Source organism: Saccharopolyspora erythraea NRRL 2338 (genome assembly GCF_000062885.1).
Taxonomy (GTDB): domain Bacteria; phylum Actinomycetota; class Actinomycetes; order Mycobacteriales; family Pseudonocardiaceae; genus Saccharopolyspora_D; species Saccharopolyspora_D erythraea.
The window spans coordinates 1844078-1866988 of sequence record NC_009142.1; the positions used below are offsets into that span (position 1 = coordinate 1844078).

Genomic DNA, 22911 nt, shown 5'->3' on the forward strand with positions numbered 1-22911 from the left:
CCGCGACAGGAGAGGTCCCATGGCCGACATCGAGGAACACACGCGCAGGCTCGCGGCCGAGTCGCTTTCCAGTGACGATCCGACGGGATGGTTCGAACGCCTCTACGCGCAGGCGGAGCGCGGAGAGACCGCCGTGCCGTGGGACCGCGGAGCTCCGCACCAGCTGCTCGCCGAGTGGTCCGCCGGACTGCGCGGCGAGGGCAGGCGCGCGCTCGTCGTCGGCTGCGGGTACGGCGCGGACGCCGAACACCTCGCGGGCCTCGGTTTCCGCACCGACGCCTTCGACGTCTCGGCCACGGCCGTCGACGGCGCCAGGCGGCGCTTCCCCGGCTCGCCGGTCCACTACGCCGTCGCCGACCTGCTGGAACCGCCCGGCGAACGGGCGGGCGCGTACGACCTGGTCGTGGAAAGCCTGACCGTCCAGTCGCTGCCGGACACCCTGCGCGGCCAGGCGATCGCGGCGGTCCGGCGGTTCGTCGCGCCGGGCGGGACCCTGCTGGTCATCGCATCGGCGCGGGGCGAAGGTCCGGTCGAGGGGCCGCCGTGGCCGCTCACCCGCGCCGAGGTCGAGTCGTTCTCCGGGGAAGACCTCCAGGCGGCGCGGATCGAGGCGATCCCAGCCGAAGCGGACCCCGCCGTCGTCCGCTGGCGCGCCGAGTTCCGGCGTTCCGACCGGCCGGCCTCGAGCACCTCGTAGCCCGCGATGTCGCCCGCTCAGCCGATCGGGCGACGCCGGGAACCGCGCGCACGCGAGCGCTGTCACATCGGTGGACTTCGGCTTTCGGGGCCGCGCGACCGGTGCGGGCGGGGACAGGGGCCGCTCGCCCGCACCGGTCCCCTCGGGGCGCCCGGCTCGGCCGGCATTCCTCCCGGTGCTCGCGGCGGCGCCCGGGGAACCGCAACAGCCGCCGCTTCCGGCGTCCGGGCCGCGCGACGCGCGCCTGGCAGCGCGGACATCGCGCGCCCGGCGGGCACACCATCAGCGCCGCGAGCACGACGTGCCCGCACAGCGCCCGGTACCGCCCGTCACCCCGCCGCATCCCCTCGGTCATCGCGTCCTCGGTGACGAGGTGGTCGAAGCCGTCGGCGGTGCAAGTGACGGGAATCGCTCGCCCTGCTGGCATGCACCCAGCTTCGCGGCGCCGGAACCGGGCCCATCAGGCCAGATCGGAGGCAATGCCGCGGCATTCCGGCGAATCCGGTCGTCACCCGTGGTCGGCACCGCGCAAGAGCAGGAGGGGCGCTCCCAGCGGGAACGCCCCTCCTCGTCGAAGCCCCGGCAGAGCCTCAGAGCTTGACCGGGTAGTGCGGCTCGGGCACCTCCGGCGACAGCCGGCCCTCGATGAAGATGCCGTGCCAGAGCATGAACACCAGCAGCGCCCACAGGCGGCGGCTGTGGTCGAGCACACCGGAGCGGTGCTCCTCCAGCAGCTGCAGCACCGCCGTGCGGTTGAGCAGGTGGTCGGTCTGGGACTGCTGGATGATGTTGCGCGCCCAGTCGTGCATCTCGTCGCGCAGCCAGTGCTTGATCGGCACCGGGAAGCCCAGCTTGCGGCGGTTGAGCACGTGCGCGGGCACCACCTGGTACATCGCCTGGCGCAGCGCGTACTTGGTGGTCTCCCTGGTGATCTTCTGCTCCAGCGGGACCGTGCTGGCGACCCGGAAGACCTCCGGGTCCAGGAACGGCACCCGCAGCTCCAGCGAGTTGGCCATGGTCATCTTGTCGGCCTTGACCAGGATGTCGCCGCGCAGCCAGGTGAACAGGTCCACGTGCTGCATCCGGGTCACCGGGTCCCAGCCGGAGGAGGTCCGGTAGGCCGCGGCGGTGACGTCCTTGTGCGAGACCCCCGGGTCGAAGCCGCGCATCACGTTGCGGAGCTGGTCGTCCCGGAAGATCCGGGCGTTGCCGTAGTAGCGCTCCTCCAGGCTCAGGGCGCCGCGGCGCAGCAGGTCCTTGCCGCGCACACCCTCCGGGATGGCGGTCGAGACCTTGCCCATCGCCTTGCGCAGCGCGCCCGGCACCTTCTCGAACGGCGCCAGCGACAGCGGCTCGCGGTAGATGGTGTAACCGCCGAACAGCTCGTCGGCGCCCTCGCCGGAGAGCACCACCTTGACGTGCTGGCGCGCCTCGCGCGCGATGAACCACAGCGGCACCAGCGCGGGGTCGGCCACCGGGTCGTCCAGGTACCAGACGATCAGCGGCAGCGTCTCCATCATCTCCTCGGCGGAGACGGTGCGGACCACGTGCTTGACGCCGATCGCCGCCGCCGACTCGGCGGCCACGTCGACCTCGGAGTAGCCCTGGCGCTCGAACCCGGTGGTGAAGGTGATCAGGTTCGGGTTGTGCTCCTTGGCCAGCGCGGCGATCGCGGTCGAGTCGATGCCACCGGACAGGAACGCGCCGACCGTGACGTCCGCGCGCATGTGCTTGGCGACCGAGTCGCGCATCACGTCGACGATCTCGTCGTGCAGGCGCTTGGCGTCGGAGTCGCTGCGCAGCGGCCGCGAGGTGAAGTTCGGCTGGAAGTAGCGCTCGGTGACCAGCTGGCCGCCGGGGGCGACGGTGAACGACGTGCCGGACTCGATGCGGCGCACCTGCCGGTGCAGCGACTCCGGCTCCGGCACGTACTGCAGCACCAGGTAGTGCTGCATCGCCCGGTGGTCCAGGTCCTCGGTGATCCGCAGCGTGTTGGCCAGGCTGAGCAGGCTCTTCTTCTCGCTGGCGAAGGCGATGCCGCCGGGGCCCTGGGCGTAGAACAGCGGCTTGATGCCGAAGGGGTCGCGGGCGCCGAAGACGACCTTGCGCTCGTTGTCCCAGACCAGGAAGGCGAACATGCCGCGCAGGCGCCCCACCATGGAGGTGCCCAGGTAGTGGTAGGCCGCGACGATGACCTCGGTGTCGCCGTCGGTGCTGAACCGGGCGCCGAAGCGGTCGACCAGCTCCGCGCGCAGTTCGAGGTAGTTGTAGATCTCGCCGTTGAACAGCACGGTGTAGCGGCCCGGGTTCTCCGGCGGCCCCCAGCTCAGCGGCTGGTGGGAGTGTTCGAGGTCGATGATCGACAGCCGGTTGAAGCCGAAGACCAGCTCACCGCCATGCCAGGTGTCGCTCTCGTCCGGACCCCGGTGCCGCTGGCACCGCAGGGCGGTGGCCACGGCGTCGCGGGCGTGACCGGCGTTCTCTTCGGTGGGACAGACCAGTCCAAGCAGGCCGCACACGTGTCTCGGGCACCTCTCGTGTCGGCGGTGTGGGTTCGCTCCCCGGCGGGGAACCCCGAAGGTCGGGAAGTCCCCGGATCGGGATGCCCAGTATGCCGTTGCGCCGGTTGCCGCCCGCACGCGCGGGGGCCACACTCCGCCGGGAGGACAGCGCCCGGGACCCACCGCAGGTGATCTCGCTCTCCAAGGCGCGCGCGGGTGACCCTGCGGAGCGACCCCGGAGCAGTATCGCGGCTACTGCTGGGCTAGGCTTCGCCGCAGAATTCCGGCGGTGGATCGGCTCCCCCCTGCGGGGGACGGGCGGGCGCGCATGCCGGATCGGTGAGTTTCGCAGCGAGGAGGCGTCGCGCAGTGGGCCTGAAGGAGGGGACCCGAGTGCCACGGCTGGTCAAGGTCACTGGGCTGATCGGCCTGGTAGGTGTCGCGGCAACGGGCTGCACGACCAACGAGGTCCTGCGGTTCGGCTGGCCGCAGGGTGTCACCCCGCAGGCCGAGTCGATGCGCCAGCTCTGGACCTGGTCTGTGATCGCGGCTCTCGCGGTCGGTGTGCTCGTGTGGGGGCTGATCTTCTGGTCGGTCGCCTTCCACCGCAAGAAGAGCGAGGAGCTGCCCAGGCAGTTCCAGTACAACCTGCCGCTGGAGATCATCTACTCGGCGATCCCGTTCGTGATGGTCGTGGTGCTGTTCTACTTCACCGCGGTCACCCAGAACTACGTGCTGGCCAAACCGGCCAACCCGGACGTCAAGGTCAACGTGGTGTCCTTCCAGTGGAACTGGGAGTTCAACTACCCGGGCTACAAGACGCCGGACGGGCAGCCGGTGCGGACCGTGGGCAGCAGCGAGGAGATCCCGCTGCTGGTCCTGCCGACCGACTCCAGCGTCGAGTACCACCTGTCGTCGACCGACGTCATCCACTCGTTCTTCGTGCCGGAGTTTCACTTCAAGCGGGACACCTTCCCGCACCCGGACAAGAACAACCAGGACAACGTCTTCCAGAACACGATCGACCGCGAGGGTTCGTTCGTCGGGCGGTGCGCGGAGCTGTGCGGCACCTACCACTCGATGATGAACTTCGAGGTCCGCGCGCTCTCGAAGGACAAGTTCGACCAGTACATGCAGCTGCGGACGCGCATCAACCCGCAGACCGGCAGCCCGTACACCGCCTCCGAGGCGCTCGGGGAGATGAAGTGCGGCGAGCTGTGCGCCCCGCGGGCTGTCACCGGCGTCCCGTTCGACACCGAGCGCACCGGTGGCAAGCCCTCGGGCATCGGGACAGCCAACTGAGGAGTGCCCTCGGCAGGGCGTACGGCGTGAGAGCGAGGACTCCATGAAGGTCGAAGCGAAGATCTTCAACTACATCACCTTCTTCTTCTTCCTGTCGGCGATCGTCTACGGGTTCTGGGCGAAGGAGCCGGTGGGCACGGTGGCGCTGATCCTGGTCGGCGGGCTGTCGCTGCTGATCGGCACGTACTTCCAGTTCGTGGCCCGGCGCATCGAGCCCCGTCCGGAGGACAACGACGACGCCGAGATCAGCGACGGCGCTGGCGAGCTGGGCTTCTTCAGCCCGGGCAGCTACTGGCCGGTGGGCCTGGCGGCGGCCGCGGCGTTCGCCGGTGTCGCGCTGGCGTTCTTCCACGTGTGGATGATCGTGATCGCCGTCGCGGTGGTCCTGATCATGGTCGCGGGCCTGGTCTTCGAGTACCACACCGGACCGAACCACGACTGATCCGAGAGCACACGGGCGAGGCCCCGGACCGAACGGTCCGGGGCCTTCGGCTTTCGCGGCGGGCCGCCACGCGCCCCGGCCCGCCGGACCCGGAGGCTCTAGGATCTCGACTACCGCAGTGCCGCAGCAGGAGGGTTCCCCAGTGATCACCGCGATCGTGCTGATCCAGACCGCCGCCGAGCGCCTGACCGAGGCCGCTCAGGAAATCGCCGACCTGGAGGGCGTGGCGGAGGTGTACTCCTGCGCGGGCGACGTCGACCTGATCGCCGTCCTGCGGGTCAGCGACCACGAGAAGGTCGCCGACATCGTCCCCGGCCGGATCAACAAGGTCACCGGCGTCCTCGACACCGACACCCACATCGCGTTCCGCTCGTACTCGCGCCAGGACACCGAGGCCGGCTTCTCCCTCGGCATGGAGGACGAGTGAGCCCGCACCGCGGGTGATGGCCGCGGGTGAGGGCCGTTGCGGGCCCTCACAGCTCGCCTGAGCGTTCGATGCGCACTTCCGCGACACATTCCGGGTGCGCGGGCATCCGGGGTGTTCTCCGGCGGCGCTGGGCCGTACTGCGAGTCCGGGCCGCGGCCCGGGACCTCACTCGCTCTCGCGCATGATCTCGGTGGAGCGCTTCGCCCACCGGTCGAGCAGGTCGGCCGCGGCGCCGGAGTCGATCGCGGCCGCGACGCGCTCCACGTCCGCGCCGAGCCTGCCGCGCAGGTCGGTGCCCGGGCCCTCGAAGGCCGCCAGCGCACCCGCGGCGTTGAGCAGCACGGCGTCGCGCACCGGCCCGGCCTCCCCGGCCACCAGGCGCCGCACGACCTCGGCGTTGACCTCGGCGTCGCCGCCCTGCAGCTCGGCGGGCGTGCTGTAGCCGATGCCGAACTCGGCGGGGTCGATGCTCTCCTCGGTCACGGTGCCGCCCTGGACCACCCACACCGTCGTGGTCGTGGTGGTGGTGATCTCGTCCATGCCGTCGTCACCGCGGACCAGCAGGACCGACCCGCCACGGGCTGCGAAGACCTCGGCCATCACCGGCGCCATCCGCTGGTCGCCGCAGCCGATGAGACCGGCCGACGGGCGGGCGGGGTTGGTCAGCGGGCCGAGCACGTTGAACGCGGTGGGGATGCCGATCTCGCGGCGCGGGCCCGCGGCGTGGCGCATCGCCGGGTGGAACACCGGGGCGAAGCAGAAGCCGATGCCGAGGTCCTCCACGCAGCGCCGCACGCCCTCGGGCGGCAGGTCGATGGCCACGCCCAGCGCCTCGAGCACGTCGGCGGTGCCGCACTTCGACGACGCCGCGCGGTTGCCGTGCTTGACGACCGGGACGCCGGCCGCGGCCACCACGATCGAGGCCATCGTGGAGATGTTGACGCTGCCGGACCGGTCGCCGCCGGTGCCGACGATGTCCACCGCCCGGCGCCGGATCTCCAGCGGGCGCGAATGGGAGAGCATGGCATCGGCCATGCCGCGCACCTCCGCGGGCGTCTCGCCCTTGGCGCGCAGCGCGACCACGAAGGCCGCCACCCGCGCGGGCGTGGCCTCCCCGGTCATCACCAGGTCCATGGCCCAGGCGGTGTCCTCGGCCGAGAGGTCGTTCCCGGCCACCAGGTGCCCCAGCAGTGCTGCCCAGCTTCCAGCCATGGTTCCCACGATCTCAGTTCCGTTCCGGTTACGCCCGGGCCGGCGGCCGGGCATGGGTGCGCAGCACCTCGGCGACCGTCTCCGCGGCGGAGATGGGGTCGAGCGGGTGCACGATGACGGCGTCGGCCTGCGACCAGGTCGCGAGCCATCGGTCGTCCTTGCGGCGCACCGCGACGATGATCGGCGGGCAGGGCTCGATCTCGTTCTTGAGCTGGCGGGACACGCCCATGCCGCCGGTCGGCTGGGCCTCGCCGTCGAGGATCACCAGGTCGGCGGTGCCCGCGTCGGCCTCGCTGAGCACGTCGGCGACGGTGCCGGCCTCGATGTAGTGCACGCGGGGCAGGTCCGGAGCCGGCCTGCGCCCGATAGCGGTGATGATCGCCTCCCGGACCTCCGGCTTGTGGCTGAACACCAGAACGGTCGTGGTCGGTGCGTTCATCACGTGCTCCCTCGCTGGCTCGGCGACGGCCGGGGCGGATCGTTCCCGGATGCTATCGGCTGCGCGGACCCGAGGAGTAGTCACCTGGGCGGATTCGATCAACCGGCCTCGGGCGGGGCGGGCTGCAGCGCGTCCCAGCCGAGCGCCCGGCCGCCCAGCCGCTGCGCGAGGCCGGCCATCCGCGAGCTCTCCTGTGAGCAATGCAACGCGTCGAGGACCTGCACACGGAGCGCGACCACGGTGCCCGGCCCCTCAGCATCGAAGTGTTCGCCCTGTTCAGCGACCTCGCCACCGGTCCGAAGCGTCCAGCCGTCGGGTGCGAGCAGTTCCTGGGCGGTGGCCACCTCGTGTTCGGGAACCACCAGGTGGTGGCGCAGGACCGCGGGCTCGTCCGCGCGCCACTGGGCCGAACGGCCCAACGCCGAGGACGCCGCCTCCGCCTCGTCGAACGCGCTGACCACGACCCGCAGCCCGGGGTCGTCGATGCTGATCACGGGCTGCTTCCGGGCGCGGAAGCGACCACTCAGACGGGTTAGAGCTTTGCGGATGGCCTTCACGTTGTGTTACTCCCAGGTCGCAATCCGATCACCCGTCGACACACGCGCGGACCCGACGAGGCAACCGGAAAAGGTGCAAGACATAATGCGTCGCGTGACAACGGCAGCGCCCTCAATCAGTCAACGCGTGCACTCGCTGAACCGCCCGAACATGGTCAGCGTGGGCACCATCGTTTGGTTGGCCAGCGAGCTGATGTTCTTCGCTGGGCTCTTCGCCATGTTCTTCACGGTGAAGGCGCAGAACGAGGGCGAGTGGCCGCCACCGCCCACCCACCTGAACCTCCCGTACGCCCTCCCGTTCACGATCATCCTGGTGGCGTCCTCGTTCACCTGCCAGTGGGGCGTGTTCGCGGCCGAGCGCGGAGACGTCTACGGACTCCGCCGCTGGTACGTCATCACGCTGATCATGGGAACGGTCTTCGTGCTGGGGCAGGCGGGTGAGTACTACCAGCTCATCACCGAGCACCACACGACGATCGCCTCGTCGGCCTACGGGACGGTCTTCTACATGACGACCGGCTTCCACGGGCTGCACGTCATCGGCGGGCTGATCGCGTTCGTCTTCCTGATCGTCCGGACGAGGCTCAGCAAGTTCACCCCGGCGCAGGCCATCGCGGCCATCGTCGTGTCGTACTACTGGCACTTCGTGGACATCGTGTGGATCGGGCTGTTCGCCGTGATCTACCTCGTCCCCTGACCGTCTTCGCAGACGAGGTCGTTTCCGAAACACCCCGAACCTGACAGCAAGGGTTGCCGCACTCATGACCACCATCAAGAAACGGAACCGCGCGGGCTCGAAGCTACGTCGGCGGATCTCCGGTGCGCTGGCGCTGGGCATCGCACTGATCAGCGCCGGCGGGCTCTACACCGTCCTGACCCCCGAGCCCCAGACCGCGCACGCCGCGGCGGACCCGGCGCTGGTCAGGCAGGGCGAACAGCTCTACAGCAACGCCTGCATCAGCTGCCACGGCTCCAACCTGCAGGGCGTGCAGGACCGCGGGCCGAGCCTGGTGGGCGTCGGCGAGGCGGCGGTGCACTTCCAGGTCGCGACCGGCCGGATGCCGATGGTCCGCCAGGAGGCGCAGGCCATGCGCAAGCCCCCGAAGTTCTCGCCGGAGGAGATCGACGCCCTGGCGGCGTATGTTCAGACCTACGGGGGTGGACCGGAGTCGCCGAAGCAGACCGGCGAGCAGCTCTGGGGCGCCAACCCCGCTCGGGGCGGTGAGCTGTTCCGGCTCAACTGCGCCTCGTGCCACAACTTCACGGGCCGCGGCATCGCGATGTCGTCCGGCAAGTACGCGCCGAACCTGCACGAGGCGACCGAGCAGGACATCTACAACGCGATGCTCACCGGGCCCCAGAACATGCCGAAGTTCTCCGACCGGCAGCTCACCCCGGAGGAGAAGAAGGACATCATCGCCTACGTCAAGTCGGTGAGCAACGGCAACAACAACCCGGGCGGCAACGACCTGGGTGGTTACGGGCCGGCATCCGAGATGGTGATCGCCTGGGTGGTCGGGATCGGCGCGCTGATCGGCATCACCCTGTGGATCGGAGCCAGGGCATGAGTGAGCAGCAGAAGAGGGAATACACCGAGGCCGAGCTGGCCGAGATGAGCCGCGACGAGAAGGTCCGGCTCGGGGTCGAGCTCGACGACGTCGAACTCGTCGAGTACCGCGACCGCTGGCCGGTCAAGAACACCCGCGCCGAGCGCCGCGCCGAGCGCGCGGTCGCCGCGTGGTTCATGCTCGCCGGCCTGTCGGCACTGGCCTTCCTGGCCGCGTTCATCTTCTGGCCCTGGGGCTACGCCGACCCGCTGACCCAGCCGCGCGAGTACTTCATCTACTCGCTCTACACCCCGCTGGTCGGGACCTTCCTCGGCCTGTCGGTGCTGGCGGTGGGCTTCGGCGCGGTGCTCTACGCCAAGAAGTTCATCCCGCACGAGGTCGCGGTGCAGCAGCGCCACGACGGCCACCCGTCCGAGGAGATCGACCGCCAGACGGCGGCCGCGCTGCTGGCCGACGCCGGCGACCGCAGCGGCATCGCCCGCCGGTCGATGATCAAGCGCACCGCGGGCTTCGGCGCGGGCGCGCTGGGCCTGGGCGCCGGCGTGGTGGCCATCGGCGGGTTCGTCCGCAACCCGTGGGCCAACGAGGGCCCGGACTCGCTGCAGCACACCCCGTGGATGTCGGAGAACGGCGAGAAGGTCTACCTGCGCCGCAGCACCGGAAACTCGCACGACATCTCCCTGGTGCGCCCGGAAGACATCGACGCGGGCGGCTTCGAGACGGTCTACCCGTTCCGCGAGTCCGAGCGCCACGACGAGCACGCGCTCAGCGCGGCGTTCCGCAAGGGTGACGCCCCGGTCATGCTGATCCGCCTGCGCCCGGGCAGCGCGCCCATCAAGCGCAAGGGCCAGGAGGACTTCAACTACGGCGACTACTACGCCTACTCGAAGATCTGCACGCACGTCGGCTGCCCGACCTCGCTGTTCGAGCAGCAGACCGGCCGGTTGCTCTGCCCCTGCCACCAGTCGCAGTTCGACGTGGTCAACACCTACGCCAAGCCGGTCTTCGGCCCGGCGACCCGATCCCTGCCCCAGCTACCGATCACGGTGGACGAAGAGGGATATTTTGTGGCGAAGCACGACTTCATCGAGCCGGTCGGCCCGGCGTATTGGGAGCGCAAGGCATGAGTTCGATCACGACGCCCACGAAATCGGAGAGTGCCGTCTACAAGAAGGCGGCCACGGCCGCGGACGAACTCGACCAGCGCTTCCGGTTCGCCAAGGGCATGCGGCGCCAGCTGAACAAGGTCTTCCCGACGCACTGGTCGTTCCTGCTCGGTGAGATCGCCCTCTACAGCTTCGTCCTGCTGCTGCTGACCGGTGTCTGGTTGACGCTGTTCTTCGACCCCTCGATGGAGGAGGTCGTCTACGACGGCGTCTACCGGAACCTGCAGGGCGTGGAGATGTCCAAGGCCTTCGCCAGCACGCTCGACATCTCGTTCGAGGTGCGCGGGGGCCTGTTCATCCGGCAGCTGCACCACTGGGCCGCGCTGATCTTCGTCGCCTCGATGATGGCCCACATGGCGCGCATCTTCTTCACGGGTGCGTTCCGCAAGCCGCGCGAGAGCAACTGGACCATCGGCGCCCTGCTGCTGATCCTGGGCATGTTCGAGGGCTTCTTCGGCTACTCGCTTCCCGACGACCTGCTCTCGGGCACCGGTATCCGCGCGACCCTGTCGGGCATCGTGCTCTCGATCCCGCTGCTGGGCACCTGGCTGCACTGGGCGCTGTTCGGCGGCGAGTTCCCGGGCATGGAGATCATCCCGCGGCTGTACGTGCTGCACGTGCTGCTGATCCCGGGCATCATGCTCGGCCTGATCGCGGCGCACCTGGCGCTGGTCTGGTACCAGAAGCACACCCAGTTCCCGGGCGTGCGGCGCAAGGAGACCAACGTCGTCGGCATCCGCATCATGCCGACCTTCGCGGTCAAGGGCGGTTCGCTGTTCGCGGTGGTCACAGGTGTCCTGGCGATCATGTCCGGGCTGTTCCAGATCAACCCGATCTGGAACCTCGGCCCGTACAACGCCTCGCAGGTGTCGGCGGCCTCGCAGCCCGACTGGTACCTGGCATGGGCCGACGGCATCCTGCGCGTCTGGCCCGCGTGGGAGCTCTACCTCGGGCCGTACACGGTGCCACCGGTGTTCTTCGCCGGTGCCATCGGTATGGGCATCCTGTTCACCGTGCTGATCGCCTACCCGGCGATCGAGCGCAAGCTGAGCAAGGACGACGCCCACCACAACCTGCTGCAGCGTCCGCGCGACGTGCCGGTCCGCACCAGCCTCGGCATGATGGCGCTGTCGTTCTTCATGGTGTTGATGATCTCGGGCAACAACGACGTCATCGCGTTCCAGTTCAACATCTCGCTGAACGCCATGACGTGGTTCGGCAGGCTGGGCCTGCTGCTGCTCCCGCCGATCGCCTACTGGGTGACCTACCGGATCTGCCTGGGTCTGCAGCGGGCCGACCGCGAGGTGCTGGAGCACGGCGTTGAGACCGGCATCATCAAGCGGCTGCCGCACGGCGAGTTCATCGAGATCCACCAGCCGCTCGGCCCGGTGGACGAGCACGGCCACCCGGAGGAGCTGCCCTACCAGGGCGCTCCGGTGCCGAAGAAGATGAACAAGCTGGGCGCGGCGGGCCACCCGGTGCCGGGCAGCCTGCTCAAGCCGGACCCGCAGGAGGAGACCGAGGCGCTGGAGCGCGCGTTGCACGAGGACGCCGAGCGCGAGCGCGAGGAGCGCGAGCAGCGCGAGCTGATCTCGGGCAAGCCCAAGGTCGACTGACCTGGTTCGAGCGAGAGGGCCCTGGCACGGATGCCGGGGCCCTCTTCGCGTGTGCGGACCGCGGTGAGCAGGGTGGCGGTCGCTCCGCGTCGGTGCAGCCGTCGGAGTCCGCGTGCAGCCGTCAGAACAGCACCCGCGCCGCCCTGACCGGGTCCGCGACGCCGCTGTCGCCCTGCATCACGGTCAGGTCGGGCGAGGTGCGGCCCGAGAGGCCGCGCATGACTTCCATGGCGTCGCCCTCGACGGTGGCCTCCGGGGCGTCGTCGCCGATCCGCCAGTCGCCGTTGACCAGGCCGGAGAGCTCCAGCACGAAGGGCGGCCCGGCCCATTCGTCGTCGAGGTCGCGCAGCACCTGCTCGGCGACGCCGCGGTCGTGGTGGTGCATCGCGAACGTGCGCCCGGTCGCCCGGCAGATGTCGACGCGGTGCATCCACATGTCGCGGGTGAGGATGACGTCGACGACGTAGCCCAGCGACACCGGTGGCACGTCCGGGTAGCCGGTGTCGAACCGGAGCTCGCGCGCCTGCTCCGGCATCTCGGGCAGCGCCTGCAGCACCTGCGGCCACAGCCGGTCGAACTCGGCGAGGAGCTCGTCGTCGGGCCGGTCCCGCCAGGCGTCGACGGCGACCTCGTTCATGGCGTCCAGCCGCGGGCGGCCCGCGTACCTGGTGGTGCCCTCCCGGACGCGCTGTGCGAGCAGCTCGGTGTCGAGCGCGTTCTCGGCGTTGCCGACCAGGTGGGCGACGACGTCGTGCACGGTCCAGCCGGTGCACTCGGTCGGCCGCCGCCACTCCTCGGGCGTCAGCGCGCCGAGCAGGTCGCGCATCGCGTCGACCTCGGGCCGCAGGAGATCGGCGGCGTGGTCGTGATCGGTGCGCGCCACGTCGTGGGCCCGGACGATGGTGGTCATGGTTCTGTCCCCCGATCGACCCCCAGACACCTCCATGGAAGACCTCGGCGGCGGTCCGGGCAAGGGCCAGGGCCCGAACTCGGCTCAGTCCACGGCGGCGTAGGGCGTGCGACCGCTGACGGCGCGTTCCAGCCAGGTGTGCCACGCGCCCGCGCCCCGAGCGGGCTCCACCCACGGCTGGGAGCAGCGGACCATCCTGGTGCCGCCGGTGGTGAGCCAGCGGTGGACGACGCGCACCTCGTCGGGCGAGGCGCCGCGCAGCGGCCCGGCCCCTTCGGTGACGGTCTCGGCCGACGCCTGGAGCAGGTCGACCACCGGCATCGGCGGGACGCCGCGGCGCGCGGTGCCCGCGGCGGCCAGCCTGCCGTGGCGGACCACGGCCAGGTGCCAGCCGCCGCGTCCGTCGGGCCGGGCGGCGACCAGCTCCGGAACGGCGGCCAGTGCCGACAGCCGCTGTCCGCGGTCCAGGGATCGCACCAGCGCGGCGAGCCGGTCGCGGTGCACGGCGGCGTCCTCGAACCGCTGCGCCCGCGACAGGCGCTCCAGCTCGGCGCGCAGGCGGTGCAGCACGCCGGTGCCGAGCCCCGCGACGACGTCGCTGATGGCGATCACCTCCGGCGCGTAGTCCTCGGCGCTCTGCAGCCCGGCGCAGGGAGCGGCGCAGCGCTGGAGCTCGTAGAGGGCGCAGGGACGCCCGCGCGGGTCCCTGGCGGGGATGCGTTCGGTGCACCGCCGTACCTTGGTGGCCTCCTGGAGCGCGTCCACGGCTTCGGCGGCGGCCCGCCGGGAGGCGAACGGGCCCAGCGCGGTCGGCCGCGGCGTGCGCACGACGGAGAGCCGGGGGAACGGCTCGTCGGTGAGCACGACCCACCACGCCCGCTGCGGGAACTTCGACCGCCGGTTGTAGCGCGGCTGGTGCGCGGCGAGCAGCCGCAGCTCGCGCACCTCCGCTTCCAGGGGGTGGGCGCAGACGACGTGGTCGATCCGTTCGGCGAGCCCGACCATCTCCTTGATCCGGCTGCGCTTCTCGCCCGCCGTGAAGTACTGCCGCACGCGCCTGCGCAGGTCGGTCGCGGTACCGACGTAGAGCACCTCTTCGTTGGGCCCGCGGAACAGGTACACGCCGGATGCGTTGGGCAGCGCGTCGGCCAGCCCGCGCTTGCGCCGCTGCAGCGGGGTGACGTCCGGCAGGTGCCCGAGCAGGTCCTCCAGCGTGCGCACCCCGATGGGGCCGAGCCGCTCGAGCAGGGCGTGCAGGACGTCGACGGTCGCGCGGGCGTCGTCGAGCGCCCGGTGCACCGGCTCGGTGCGCGCCCCCAGCACGCCGGCGAGCGTGCCGAGCCGGTAGTTGGGCGTCTCGTCCCTGGTCAGCACCCGGCGGGCCAGCCGGACCGTGCACACCACCTTCGGCTTCGGCCACCGCAGGCCGAGCCGCTCGCAACCCGCGCGCAGGAAACCGGTGTCGAAGGGCGCGTTGTGCGCCACCAGGACGCTGCCCCGGCAGAACTCAAGGAACGCCGGGAGCACCGAGTCCAGGCGCGGCGCGTCGCGCACCATGGCCTCGGTGATGCCGGTGATGGTCACCACCGACGGCGGGATGTCGCGCTCCGGGTCGACCAGCGTCTGGAACTCGCCGACCACCTCGCCGCCGCGCACCTTGACCGCGCCGATCTCGGTGACCGCGTCCTGGGCGTTGCTGCCACCGGTGGTCTCGAGGTCGACCACCACGAAGGTGACCTCGTTCAGCGGGACCTCGACCTCGGGGACGATCTCGTCGAAGCTGAGCTGGGCGTGGGCGGTCATCGGTGATCACGCTAGCGGGACACCACGACACCGCCGTCCGCGGCGCCGCGTGCGGCACACGACCGCGCGGCAGCGGCGCTACCGATCGCGATGCCGCGATCACCGCCCGCAAGTTCGCTGCACCGGTCGTGATCACCGTTGGCGGGAGGGTCGGCATCGGATCGCGATCAGCGTTGGTGGGACGCTCGGCGCCGGATCGCGATCACGTTGGTGGGCCGCTCGGCATCGGATCGCGATCACCGCCCGCGGGCTGGTCGGAACCGGTCGTGATCAGCACCCGGTCCCGTCGACACCGGCCGCGACCGCGCGATCACCGGCCGCGTCCACCGCGCGGCGGTGCCGGAGGCGCCCTGCCCGAGCGGGGAAAACTCCGGACGCGGGTGGCGGCGGCCCGGTGGATGCGCTTGCAGCCCGCTGCTGCGACTAGCCTGTGGGGGTGGCACCACCGACGCCCGGGGAGCAGTCCCCCGCACCTGACGAGTCTGCTGTGGACAGTGCACAGCAGACCCCTGGCGTGCGGGTCGACTGGGACGGGCTGGCCGGGCCGCTGCGTTCCCGGCTGGCCGAGCTGGCCGCGGACGCGCTGGGGGAGATGCGCGCGGCCGACGTGCCCGCCCAGCTGCGCCCTGTGGTTCGCTTCGCGCCCGCCAAGCGCGCCAAGCTCGGCCAGGCGGCGCTGATCGCCGCGCTGCGCGACTCGGCGGTCTTCCGGACCGCGGTCGTCGACTGGTGCCGGGGCGAGCGGCCCGAAGCGCTGAGCCTCACCGACGACGACCCGGTCGTCGTCGCGGCCGCCGCCGTCCTGCAGGAGTCCCCGGTCGCCGCGCACTACGTCGAGCTCGTCGCGCTGCGCACCGAGCAGGGTCAGCTCCGCGGAGAGCGCGACTCCGCGGCGACGCGGGCGGAGAAGCTCGCCGCCGAGGCCGAGCGGCTGCGGGCGGAGCTGGCCGAGGCGAAGGTGGCCGTGGAGCGCGCGTGCGGGCAGAACAGCGCGGAGGCCGACCGGCTCCGCAAGCGCCTGCGGGAACAGGGCGTGCGGTTGAAGGAGGCCAAGGACGACGCCGAGGCGGCGCGTGCCGACCTGGAACGGGTGCGCGAGGACGCCGACGCGGCGATCGCCGAGATCGCCGCCGAGCGCGACCGCGAGCTGGCCCGCGCCAGGGAGGAGCGGTTGCGCGCCGACCGAGCGGCGGCCGACGCCGAGACCGCGCGCCATTCGGCGCGGGAGGCGCGCCAGGGCGACGAGGTGCGGCTGGCGTTGCTGCTGGAGACGCTGGACGGCGCGCTCGGCGGGCTGCGCAGGGAGCTCGGCGCGACCGGCAGCGGGCCGCGTCCGGCCGACGTCGTGCAGCGAGTGCGGTCGCACTCCGGTGCCACCGGCCAGGTGCAGGACGTGGCTGCGCTGGACCGGTTGCTGGCGCTGCCGGCGGTGCACCTGATCGTCGACGGCTACAACGTCACCAAGACCGGCTACCCCGAGCTGCCGCTGGCCGACCAGCGCGACCGGCTCGCGCACCAGCTCGCGGCGCTGGCCGCGCGCACCGGCGCCGAGGTCACGCTGGTCTTCGACGGTGCCGACGTGCTCGCGGTGCCCGCGGCCGGGCCGCGCGGGGTGCGGGTGCTGTTCAGCGAACCCGGTGTGCAGGCCGACGACGTGATCCGCGATCTCGTCGCGGCCGAGCCGCAGGGCAGGCAGCTCGTGGTGGCGACGTCGGACCGCGCGGTCGTCGAGTCGGTGCGCCGTCGCGGTGCTTACGCGGTGCCGTCGGCGATCCTGCTGTCCCGGCTCCACCGCGTCTGACCAGCCGGGTTCCGGTGCCGGCGCTGGGAGTCCGGACGCGGAGCCGGTGTCTCCGCCGCGGCCAGGGGGATTTCGCCGAACAGCCCGTTCGGCGCGGGGTCCGGGCAGGCGGGTGGTCACGGGCTCGCGGTTCGGCGCCGGATCGCTACCGCTGGGCGAGTGGCCGATCTCATAGGCCGGTGACAGCACGGGAAGCCCGCTCCCGCAAGCGTTGGCAGCGCAATCACAAGGCCAGGTAGAAGCCCCGCTGGTAACGCTACCGTGAGCACACGAATCTCCTCCGTTAGATACCTTGCGCTCTGGTTCACATATTTGTGGCCCCACTTCTGGACGGGGCGGCTCACCTTTCGTAACCTAACCGGGACTTCGCGGCGATCAGCTTCCCAGACCGGGCGGCTCCGCGGGTCGCCGCCGAATCGGCTTTGTCGGGGAGCCGAGCCGGGGAACCAACCCGTGGGGTGAATCCGGTCCGGGTGTGCGGAGCATGCCCGCTGGTAGGGCAGCTTCGAGCCCGAACCCGTCAGCTCACCCGGCAGGCGGTCGGAGCAGACGAAGGAGCAGTGCGCGACGTGGCGTCGCACCGACTGAAGCGCTCATTGCGCGGAGCACTCACCGCAACCGCGGTCGCGGCTGCCGTTGGCATGTCGACCGCGCCGGCGATGGCGGACCCCCCGCTTCCCGACAACGCATCGGACGCCGCAAAGCAGGTTCGTGAGCTCACGCACCAGGCAGAGCGGCTGACCGAGGAGAAGAAGAAGGCAGAAGAGGACCACGAGGCCAAGAAGGCCGAGCTCGGCCGCGCCAACGCCGAGGCGGCCCAGGCCGAGCAGGTCGCGAACCAGGCGCGGGCGGAGGAAGAGCGCTTCCGCGGCCAGGTCGACCGGCTCACCAACGCCTCCTACCAGGGCGCCCGGCTGAACAAGCTCTCCGCGCTGCTGGTCAGCGAGTCCCCGGACGACTTCCTGGACCGCGCGTCGGCGTTGGACGTGCTGGCCAAGGACAACAACGACGCGGTGAAGCGGCTTTCCGCCGCCGTCGACCAGGCCGAGGCCGCGGAGTCGCGGGCGCACGACGCCCGCAACCGCGCCGTGCAGGCCGAGGTCGACGCCGGCCGTCTCGCGGGCGACCTCGCCCGCAAGGAGACGGAGATGCGGTCCGCGATCGACAAGGCCGAGCAGCGCTACAACCAGCTCAGCGGCGAGGACCAGGAGTCGCTCAAGGGCGACGGCGAGACCAGCTACAACGGCCCGATCGACGGTGCGGGCGCGGCCGCCGCCGCGGTGCGCGCGGCGCTGAGCAAGACCGGTTCGCCCTACGTCTACGGCGCCAAGGGACCGAGCAACTTCGACTGCTCGGGCCTGATGCAGTGGGCTTACAAGCAGGCCGGCGTCAGCATCGGCGGCAGCACCGGTACCCAGAAGACCGAGGGCCGCTCCGTGTCGGCCAGCGATCTCAGGGCCGGCGACCTGATCTTCTACTACGACAGCCAGAGCCACGTGTCGATGTACATCGGCAACGGCAAGGCGGTGCACGCGCCCACCACGGGCGACGTGGTGAAGGTCGCCGACTACAAGAGCATCGGGGACGTCAACGGCATCCGCCGCGTCGTCGGCTGACGACCGCAGTTCCATCGGGAGGGACCGGCATCGTGCCGGTCCCTTTCGTGTGACAGGGGGTTCCGCGGCCTGCGATACCGGGTGATCGCGGCGGGCTGCGGCCCCCGCCCCGGCCTACGATCCGCGCTGTGCCAGGCCATGGGACGTTGCGCGGGTGGGTGGCCGCGGCCGCAGCCGCCGCGGTCGTCTCCGGCCTGTCGGTGCTCGCGCTGCCCGGTGACGGCAGTCCGCCGCGCCCCGGGCCGGAACGCCTGGCCGGACGGCCGCCGAAGGCTCCCGCGGACTCCCGCACCGCCGCGGTGAGCGCACTGCTGGAGGAGCGCGCCGCCGCTCTGCGGGCGCGTGACGAGCTCGCGTTCCTGTCCTCAGTGGACCCCAAGGCGCCGACCGACTTCCACGACCGCCAGCGGGCGCTGTTCCACAACCTCGCCGACGTGCCGCTGGCCCGCTGGTCCTACCACCTCGACGCCGCCGACGTGCTGCCGTCGGCGCCTCTGCCGCCGGTTCCCGGCGACGAGGTCTGGGCGCCCCGGGTGAGCCTGGAATACGCGCTGCAAGCCGTCGACACCGTGCCGACCCGCCGCACGATGGGCTACCTGTTCGTCCGCCGCGGCGACTCCTGGTACCTGACCTCCGACGACGCGCTGGAAACCCGCGGTCGCACGACCTGGCGCGGTCCCTGGGACTTCGCGCCGTGCCGCACCGCGACCACCGCGGCCGGACTGGTCGTCGGCCACGACGACAACCGCGAGCTGGTCGAGCGGGTGGCCGGCATGCTCGACGAGTCGGCCGACCGGGTCAGCCGGGTCTGGGGCACCGACTGGGCGCGGCGGGTCGCGGTGCTGCTGCCCAGCACCGGCGACGAGCTGCGGTCGCTGGTCGGCGCCGAGTTCGCCGTCGACGGCATAGCGGCGGTCGCCGTGGCCGACGGCGTGGACACCTCGGCCCGGCGCGTGGAAGGGCCGCGCATCGTGCTCAACCCGATGACCGCCGCCGGGCTCTCCGACACCGCGCTGGGTGTGGTGCTGCGGCACGAGATCACCCACGTCGCCGCCCGCGCCGACACCGCCGACGGCGCGCCGATGTGGATGCTCGAGGGGTTCGCCGACTACGTCGGCTACCGCGACAGCGGGATCGCGCCGGAGCACGTGGCGCCGGAGCTGGCGCGGCAGGTCCGCGGTGGAGGGCCGCCCGCCGACCTGCCGTCGGACCGGGACTTCCACCTGGCGGGGCGGCGGCTGGACCTGGCCTACCAGCAGGCGTGGTCGGTCGTCGGCTACCTGGCGGGCCGGGTGGGGGAGCAGCGGCTGGTGCTGCTCTACCGCCGCGTCGCGGGCTCCAGCTCACCGGGCGCGGTGGACGTCGCGCTGCGGGAGGTGGCGGGGATGAGCACCGCGCAGCTCCTCGCCGGCTGGCGCGAGCACCTGGTCCGCACCTTCGGTTGAGCGAGGCCGGAGACGACCCGGCCGGTCCGCTCGGGTGCGGACCGGCCGGGATCGAGATGCGCGCGTCAGGCGTAGATCGACTCGATCGTCCGCGCGTGGTTCTCGGCGACCTTGTTGCGCTTGAGCTTCATGCTCGGCGTGAGCTCGCCGGTGGCCTCGGTGAAGTCCTCCGGCAGGATGCGGAACTGCTTGATCTGCTCGGCCCGCGAGACCGCCTTGTTGGCCTCGTCGATCGCCTTCTGCACCTCGGCGCGCAGCTCCGGGTCGTCGACCAGCTCGGCGGCGGTGGTGGTCTCCTTGCGCCCGTGGTTGGCCAGCCACGACGGCAGGAACTCCGGGTCGATGGTGACCAGCGCGCCGATGAACGGCTTCTTGTCACCGACGACCATGCACTGGCTGATCAGCGGGTGCGCCCGCAGGTGGTCCTCCAGCACCGCCGGTGCCACGTTCTTGCCGCCCGCGGTGACGATGATCTCCTTCTTGCGGCCGGTGATCCGCAGGAAGCCCTCGTCGTCCAGCGACCCGAGGTCGCCGGTGTGGAACCAGCCGTCCTCCAGCGACTCCTCGGTCGCGGTCGGGTTGTTCCAGTAGCTGCGGAACACCACGTCGCCCTTGATCAGGATCTCGCCGTCCTCGGCGATGCGGACGGTGGTGCCCGCGACCGGGCGGCCGACCGTGCCGATCTTGAAGGCGTTCTCGACGTTGACCGTCGCGGCGGCGGTGGTCTCGGTGAGCCCGTAGCCCTCCAGCACGGCGACGCCGATGCCGCGGTAGAAGTGCGCCAGCCGCTCGCCCAGCGGCGCACCGCCGGACACCGCGGCGATGCAGCGACCGCCGAGCGCCGCGCGCAGCTTGCCGTAGACGAGCTTGTCGAAGACCAGGTGCTTGAGCCGCAGGCCGATGCCCGCCCCGCCGTCGTCGTGGGCCTTGCTGTGGGCCACGGCGGTCTCCTCGGCGAGGTCGAAGATCCGGCCCTTGCCCTCGGCGTGCGCCTTCTGCTTGGCGGTGTTGTAGACCTTCTCGAACACCCGCGGGACCGCCAGCACGAACGTCGGCCGGAACGAGCCGAGGTCGCTGATCAGGTCCTTGACGTCGCCGGTGTGGCCGAGCGTGGTCCGGCCGTAGATGCAGCCGATGGCCACCGCGCGGGCCAGCACGTGGGCCAGCGGCAGGAACATCAGCATCGAGTTGCCGGGCTGCATCAGCTGCGGGAACGCGTGGATCTCGGCGCGCGCCTCGGCCAGCAGGTTGCGGTGGGTCAGCTCGCAGCCCTTCGGGCGACCGGTGGTGCCGGAGGTGTAGATCAGCGTCGCGAGCTCGTCGGCGCCGACCTCGCGGCGGCGCTGGTGGGCCTCGCGGTCGTCGATGTCGGAGCCCAGCGCGGTCAGCTCGTCCACCGCGCCCGCCGCGCCGCCGTCGGTCGGGCCGTCGATCTGCCAAACGTGGCCGACCTCGGAGAGCCGGTCGACCACCGAGTCGACCTCGGCGCGGTGGGCAGCGGTCTCCAGGACGACGGCCTTGGCACCGGAGTCGGTGAGGATCCATTCGACCTGGTCGGCGGAGGAGGTCTCGTAGATCGGCACGGTCGCGCAGCCCGCGGCCCAGATGGCGAAGTCCAGCAGCGTCCACTCGTAGCGGGTCTTCGACATCAGCGCGACCCGGTCACCGCGCTGCAGGCCGGCGGCGATCAGGCCCTTGCTGACGGCCAGCACCTGGGCGGCGAAGTCCGCGGCGGTGACGTCGATCCAGGTGCCGTCCACCCGGCGCCGGAAGCTCACGGTGCCACCGAAACGTTCCGCGTTGGCCCACACCATGTCGGTGAGGTTCTCGTCGTCTGCCACCGTCGTTGTGGCTGGGACGCTGAACTCTCGCACGTCGAAACCTCCGAAAACACGCCTTTGGTCGGGGCACAACCTAACGCCGATAGTTACCGAGCGGTAGTCCCGGTTTCGCCACCCCCGGCGCATGGTGGGGGTCGTTGATCCTTCCGGAAGCTTGCCACGCGGCAGCCCAGGTCGCTGGCGTTGCGTGGGCACCGTCACCGCACCGATGGGGCAGGTGAGCCCCTCGCCGCCGCGCCCCGGTCGGCGCGGCTCGCATCCGCGCCGTCGCACCCGCTGCCGTCCCGCCGGCTCACCCGGCGGGACGGCGTCCGCACGCGCCGGGCGGGATGGCAGGCTGTGGGCATGCCCGCGATCGACGTCTCCGACGAGGTCTTCATCGCCGCCACGCCGGGCGCGGTCGCCGAGCGCTTCGCCGACCCGGCGCAGCACCGGCGCTACTGGCCCGACCTGGTGCTGCGCGTCGACGAGGCCAGGGGCGCCAAGGGCGTGCGCTGGAGCGTCGCGGGCCCGCTGACCGGCACGATGGAGGTGTGGCTCGAGCCGGTGCTCGACGGCACGGTGCTGCACTACTTCCTGCGCGCCGACCTGCCCGCGGGTGTCCGCCGGTCGGCCGCCGCCGAGGCCCGGCGCCGCCGGCTGGCGGCCCGCGCGGTGGCGTTCGCGCTGAAGGATCAGCTCGAATCGGGTCGTGCGCCGGGCTGCCCGCCGGCGCTAGTTTCGGATCAGGTGCACTGAGCAGGCGCTGCGGAATGGAGTTGGGTTGCGCGTCCACGTGGTCTCCGACGTCCACGGCAACGTGGAGGATCTCAAGCGCGCGGGCGACGGCGCGGACGCGCTGGTCGTGCTCGGCGACCTGATCGACTTCGTCGACTACCACGACCACGACAAGGGCATCCTCGGCGCGGTCTTCGGGCCCGAGAAGGTCGCGCGCTTCGCCGAGCTGCGCCGCGGCCACCGCGGCAAGGAGATCTCGGCCTACGCGCGGTCGCTGTGGGAGAGCCTGTCCGACCCGGCCAAGGTCGTCGAGGACGCCGTCCGCGACCAGTACTCCGAGCTGTTCGGCGCGATGACCGCGCCCACCTACGCCACTCCCGGCAACGTCGACGCCCCGCGGCTGTGGCCGGAGTTCGAGCGCGAGGGCATCCACGTCCTCGACGGCCGGAGCGCGCTGATCGGGGGCCTGCGATTCGGCTTCATCGGCGGCACCCTGCTGCCCGAGGGCGCGGTGCTGCGCAAGCACGCCCCGTGGGTGCCCTACCTGCGGCCGGAGCAGGAGTACGACGACGCGCTCGCCGCCCTGGATCCGGTGGACGTGCTGTGCAGCCACCTGCCGCCCGCCGTCCCGGAGCTGCTCTACGACGTCGTGGCCAGGCGTCCCGAGCACGGTTCGGCGGCGCTGCTGCGCCGCATCCGCACCGACACCCCGCGCTGGTCGCTGTTCGGGCACGTGCACCAGCCGCTGGCGCAGCGGGTCCGCATCGGGCGCACCGAATGCGTCAACGTCGGGCACTTCAAGCGAACCGGGCGACCGTACGTGCTGGAGTGGTGACCCGCGCCGCCCCCGT

The 22911-nt window shown here is 71.5% G+C and carries 20 protein-coding genes and 1 riboswitch; of the genes, 13 read left to right on the top strand and 7 right to left on the bottom strand.

The genetic code is table 11. The features are described 5' to 3' along the window. Nucleotides 1–19: 19 nt before the first annotated feature. On the top strand, nt 20–697 hold the full coding sequence (locus tag SACE_RS08250; protein WP_009943869.1) for a class I SAM-dependent methyltransferase: 678 nt from the start codon (nt 20–22) through the stop codon (nt 695–697). A 590-nt stretch (nt 698–1287) separates the two neighbouring features. Here the strand turns inward: SACE_RS08250 and asnB are convergent. Continuing rightward, the gene (gene asnB, locus SACE_RS08255; protein WP_009943868.1) at nt 1288–3216 is read right to left on the bottom strand and encodes an asparagine synthase (glutamine-hydrolyzing); all 1929 of its coding nucleotides are present in this window, start codon (nt 3214–3216) and stop codon (nt 1288–1290) included. 351 nt (nt 3217–3567) lie between these two features. Here asnB and ctaC point away from each other — a divergent pair, with 351 nt between their 5' ends. The 3 genes from ctaC to SACE_RS08270 all read left to right on the top strand — a co-directional run bounded on the left by ctaC (nt 3568) and on the right by SACE_RS08270 (nt 5369). Further along, nucleotides 3568–4500, top strand: coding sequence for an aa3-type cytochrome oxidase subunit II (gene ctaC, locus SACE_RS08260; protein WP_009943867.1), 933 nt, complete (start codon nt 3568–3570; stop codon nt 4498–4500). A gap of 43 nt (nt 4501–4543) precedes the next feature. Then, entirely contained in the window at nt 4544–4942 is a 399-nt protein-coding gene (locus SACE_RS08265; protein ID WP_009943866.1) for a cytochrome c oxidase subunit 4, read from the top strand. A 142-nt stretch (nt 4943–5084) separates the two neighbouring features. Continuing rightward, nucleotides 5085–5369: an Lrp/AsnC family transcriptional regulator gene (locus SACE_RS08270; protein WP_009943865.1), complete on the top strand. Its 285-nt coding sequence runs from the start codon at nt 5085–5087 to the stop codon at nt 5367–5369. Nucleotides 5370–5534: 165 nt separating this feature from the next. Here SACE_RS08270 and trpD read toward each other — a convergent pair whose 3' ends face one another. From trpD to SACE_RS08285, 3 genes are all read right to left on the bottom strand, one after another. Further along, nucleotides 5535–6581 carry an anthranilate phosphoribosyltransferase gene (gene trpD, locus SACE_RS08275; RefSeq protein ID WP_037303213.1) on the bottom strand — a complete coding sequence of 349 codons (1047 nt, stop codon included), beginning with the start codon at nt 6579–6581 and terminating at the stop codon, nt 5535–5537. Nucleotides 6582–6609: 28 nt separating this feature from the next. Next, nucleotides 6610–7020: a hypothetical protein gene (locus SACE_RS08280; RefSeq protein ID WP_009943861.1), complete on the bottom strand. Its 411-nt coding sequence runs from the start codon at nt 7018–7020 to the stop codon at nt 6610–6612. Between the two features lie 98 nt (nt 7021–7118). Next, on the bottom strand, nt 7119–7514 hold the full coding sequence (locus SACE_RS08285) for a hypothetical protein (protein WP_009943860.1): 396 nt from the start codon (nt 7512–7514) through the stop codon (nt 7119–7121). Between the two features lie 148 nt (nt 7515–7662). Between SACE_RS08285 and ctaE the strand changes: the two genes are divergently transcribed. From ctaE to qcrB, 4 genes are all read left to right on the top strand, one after another. Further along, entirely contained in the window at nt 7663–8274 is a 612-nt protein-coding gene (gene ctaE, locus SACE_RS08290) for an aa3-type cytochrome oxidase subunit III (protein WP_081468251.1), read from the top strand. A gap of 64 nt (nt 8275–8338) precedes the next feature. Further along, nucleotides 8339–9145: a cytochrome bc1 complex diheme cytochrome c subunit gene (qcrC, locus tag SACE_RS08295; RefSeq protein WP_009943857.1), complete on the top strand. Its 807-nt coding sequence runs from the start codon at nt 8339–8341 to the stop codon at nt 9143–9145. Beyond that, nucleotides 9142–10272, top strand: a complete 1131-nt coding sequence (gene qcrA / locus SACE_RS08300) for a cytochrome bc1 complex Rieske iron-sulfur subunit (RefSeq protein WP_009943856.1) — start codon at nt 9142–9144, stop codon at nt 10270–10272. Before qcrC ends, qcrA begins: the two co-directional genes overlap by 4 nt. Continuing rightward, on the top strand, nt 10269–11927 hold the full coding sequence (gene qcrB / locus SACE_RS08305) for a cytochrome bc1 complex cytochrome b subunit (protein WP_009943855.1): 1659 nt from the start codon (nt 10269–10271) through the stop codon (nt 11925–11927). The genes qcrA and qcrB overlap by 4 nt, the downstream gene beginning before the upstream one ends. 121 nt (nt 11928–12048) lie before the next feature. On the opposite strand, the gene SACE_RS08310 is transcribed toward qcrB, so the two are convergent. Then, entirely contained in the window at nt 12049–12837 is a 789-nt protein-coding gene (locus SACE_RS08310; RefSeq protein ID WP_009943854.1) for a maleylpyruvate isomerase family mycothiol-dependent enzyme, read from the bottom strand. Between the two features lie 84 nt (nt 12838–12921). Continuing rightward, entirely contained in the window at nt 12922–14640 is a 1719-nt protein-coding gene (locus tag SACE_RS08315) for a DEDD exonuclease domain-containing protein (RefSeq protein ID WP_011873432.1), read from the bottom strand. 487 nt (nt 14641–15127) lie between these two features. Here SACE_RS08315 and SACE_RS08320 point away from each other — a divergent pair, with 487 nt between their 5' ends. The 3 genes from SACE_RS08320 to SACE_RS08330 all read left to right on the top strand — a co-directional run bounded on the left by SACE_RS08320 (nt 15128) and on the right by SACE_RS08330 (nt 19502). After that, complete coding sequence (locus tag SACE_RS08320; RefSeq protein ID WP_231849947.1) at nt 15128–16441, top strand: NYN domain-containing protein; 1314 nt, start codon at nt 15128–15130, stop codon at nt 16439–16441. Nucleotides 16442–16840: 399 nt separating this feature from the next. Further along, nucleotides 16841–16994: riboswitch (cyclic di-AMP (ydaO/yuaA leader) on the top strand. Between the two features lie 106 nt (nt 16995–17100). After that, nucleotides 17101–18057 (top strand): C40 family peptidase, encoded by a 957-nt coding sequence (locus SACE_RS08325; protein ID WP_231849948.1) that lies wholly within the window; start codon nt 17101–17103, stop codon nt 18055–18057. Nucleotides 18058–18185: 128 nt separating this feature from the next. Next, nucleotides 18186–19502, top strand: coding sequence for a basic secretory family protein (locus tag SACE_RS08330; RefSeq protein WP_231849949.1), 1317 nt, complete (start codon nt 18186–18188; stop codon nt 19500–19502). Between the two features lie 65 nt (nt 19503–19567). Here the strand turns inward: SACE_RS08330 and SACE_RS08335 are convergent, their stop codons facing one another. Further along, nucleotides 19568–21376, bottom strand: coding sequence for an AMP-dependent synthetase/ligase (locus SACE_RS08335; RefSeq protein ID WP_011873434.1), 1809 nt, complete (start codon nt 21374–21376; stop codon nt 19568–19570). A gap of 312 nt (nt 21377–21688) precedes the next feature. Here SACE_RS08335 and SACE_RS08340 point away from each other — a divergent pair, with 312 nt between their 5' ends. Beyond that, a complete protein-coding gene (locus SACE_RS08340) occupies nt 21689–22081 on the top strand; it encodes a polyketide cyclase / dehydrase and lipid transport (protein ID WP_193755447.1) in 393 nt (130 codons plus the stop codon). A gap of 25 nt (nt 22082–22106) precedes the next feature. After that, nucleotides 22107–22895: a metallophosphoesterase family protein gene (locus tag SACE_RS08345; RefSeq protein WP_009943847.1), complete on the top strand. Its 789-nt coding sequence runs from the start codon at nt 22107–22109 to the stop codon at nt 22893–22895. The last annotated feature ends 16 nt before the right edge of the window (nt 22896–22911 follow it).

What these genes read in the sequence shown, in the direction of transcription:
- qcrA (WP_009943856.1), top strand. Translation starts at nt 9,142, where the DNA reads ATGAGTGAGCAGCAGAAGAGGGAATACACCGAGGCCGAGCTGGCCGAG.
- SACE_RS08265 (WP_009943866.1), top strand. Translation starts at nt 4,544, where the DNA reads ATGAAGGTCGAAGCGAAGATCTTCAACTACATCACCTTCTTCTTCTTC.
- SACE_RS08315 (WP_011873432.1), bottom strand. Translation starts at nt 14,640, where the DNA reads ATGACCGCCCACGCCCAGCTCAGCTTCGACGAGATCGTCCCCGAGGTC.
- SACE_RS08325 (WP_231849948.1), top strand. Translation starts at nt 17,101, where the DNA reads ATGGCGGACCCCCCGCTTCCCGACAACGCATCGGACGCCGCAAAGCAG.
- SACE_RS08340 (WP_193755447.1), top strand. Translation starts at nt 21,689, where the DNA reads ATGCCCGCGATCGACGTCTCCGACGAGGTCTTCATCGCCGCCACGCCG.
- SACE_RS08250 (WP_009943869.1), top strand. Translation starts at nt 20, where the DNA reads ATGGCCGACATCGAGGAACACACGCGCAGGCTCGCGGCCGAGTCGCTT.
- SACE_RS08280 (WP_009943861.1), bottom strand. Translation starts at nt 7,020, where the DNA reads ATGAACGCACCGACCACGACCGTTCTGGTGTTCAGCCACAAGCCGGAG.
- qcrC (WP_009943857.1), top strand. Translation starts at nt 8,339, where the DNA reads ATGACCACCATCAAGAAACGGAACCGCGCGGGCTCGAAGCTACGTCGG.
- SACE_RS08310 (WP_009943854.1), bottom strand. Translation starts at nt 12,837, where the DNA reads ATGACCACCATCGTCCGGGCCCACGACGTGGCGCGCACCGATCACGAC.
- ctaE (WP_081468251.1), top strand. Translation starts at nt 7,663, where the DNA reads ATGCGTCGCGTGACAACGGCAGCGCCCTCAATCAGTCAACGCGTGCAC.
- qcrB (WP_009943855.1), top strand. Translation starts at nt 10,269, where the DNA reads ATGAGTTCGATCACGACGCCCACGAAATCGGAGAGTGCCGTCTACAAG.
- trpD (WP_037303213.1), bottom strand. Translation starts at nt 6,581, where the DNA reads ATGGCTGGAAGCTGGGCAGCACTGCTGGGGCACCTGGTGGCCGGGAAC.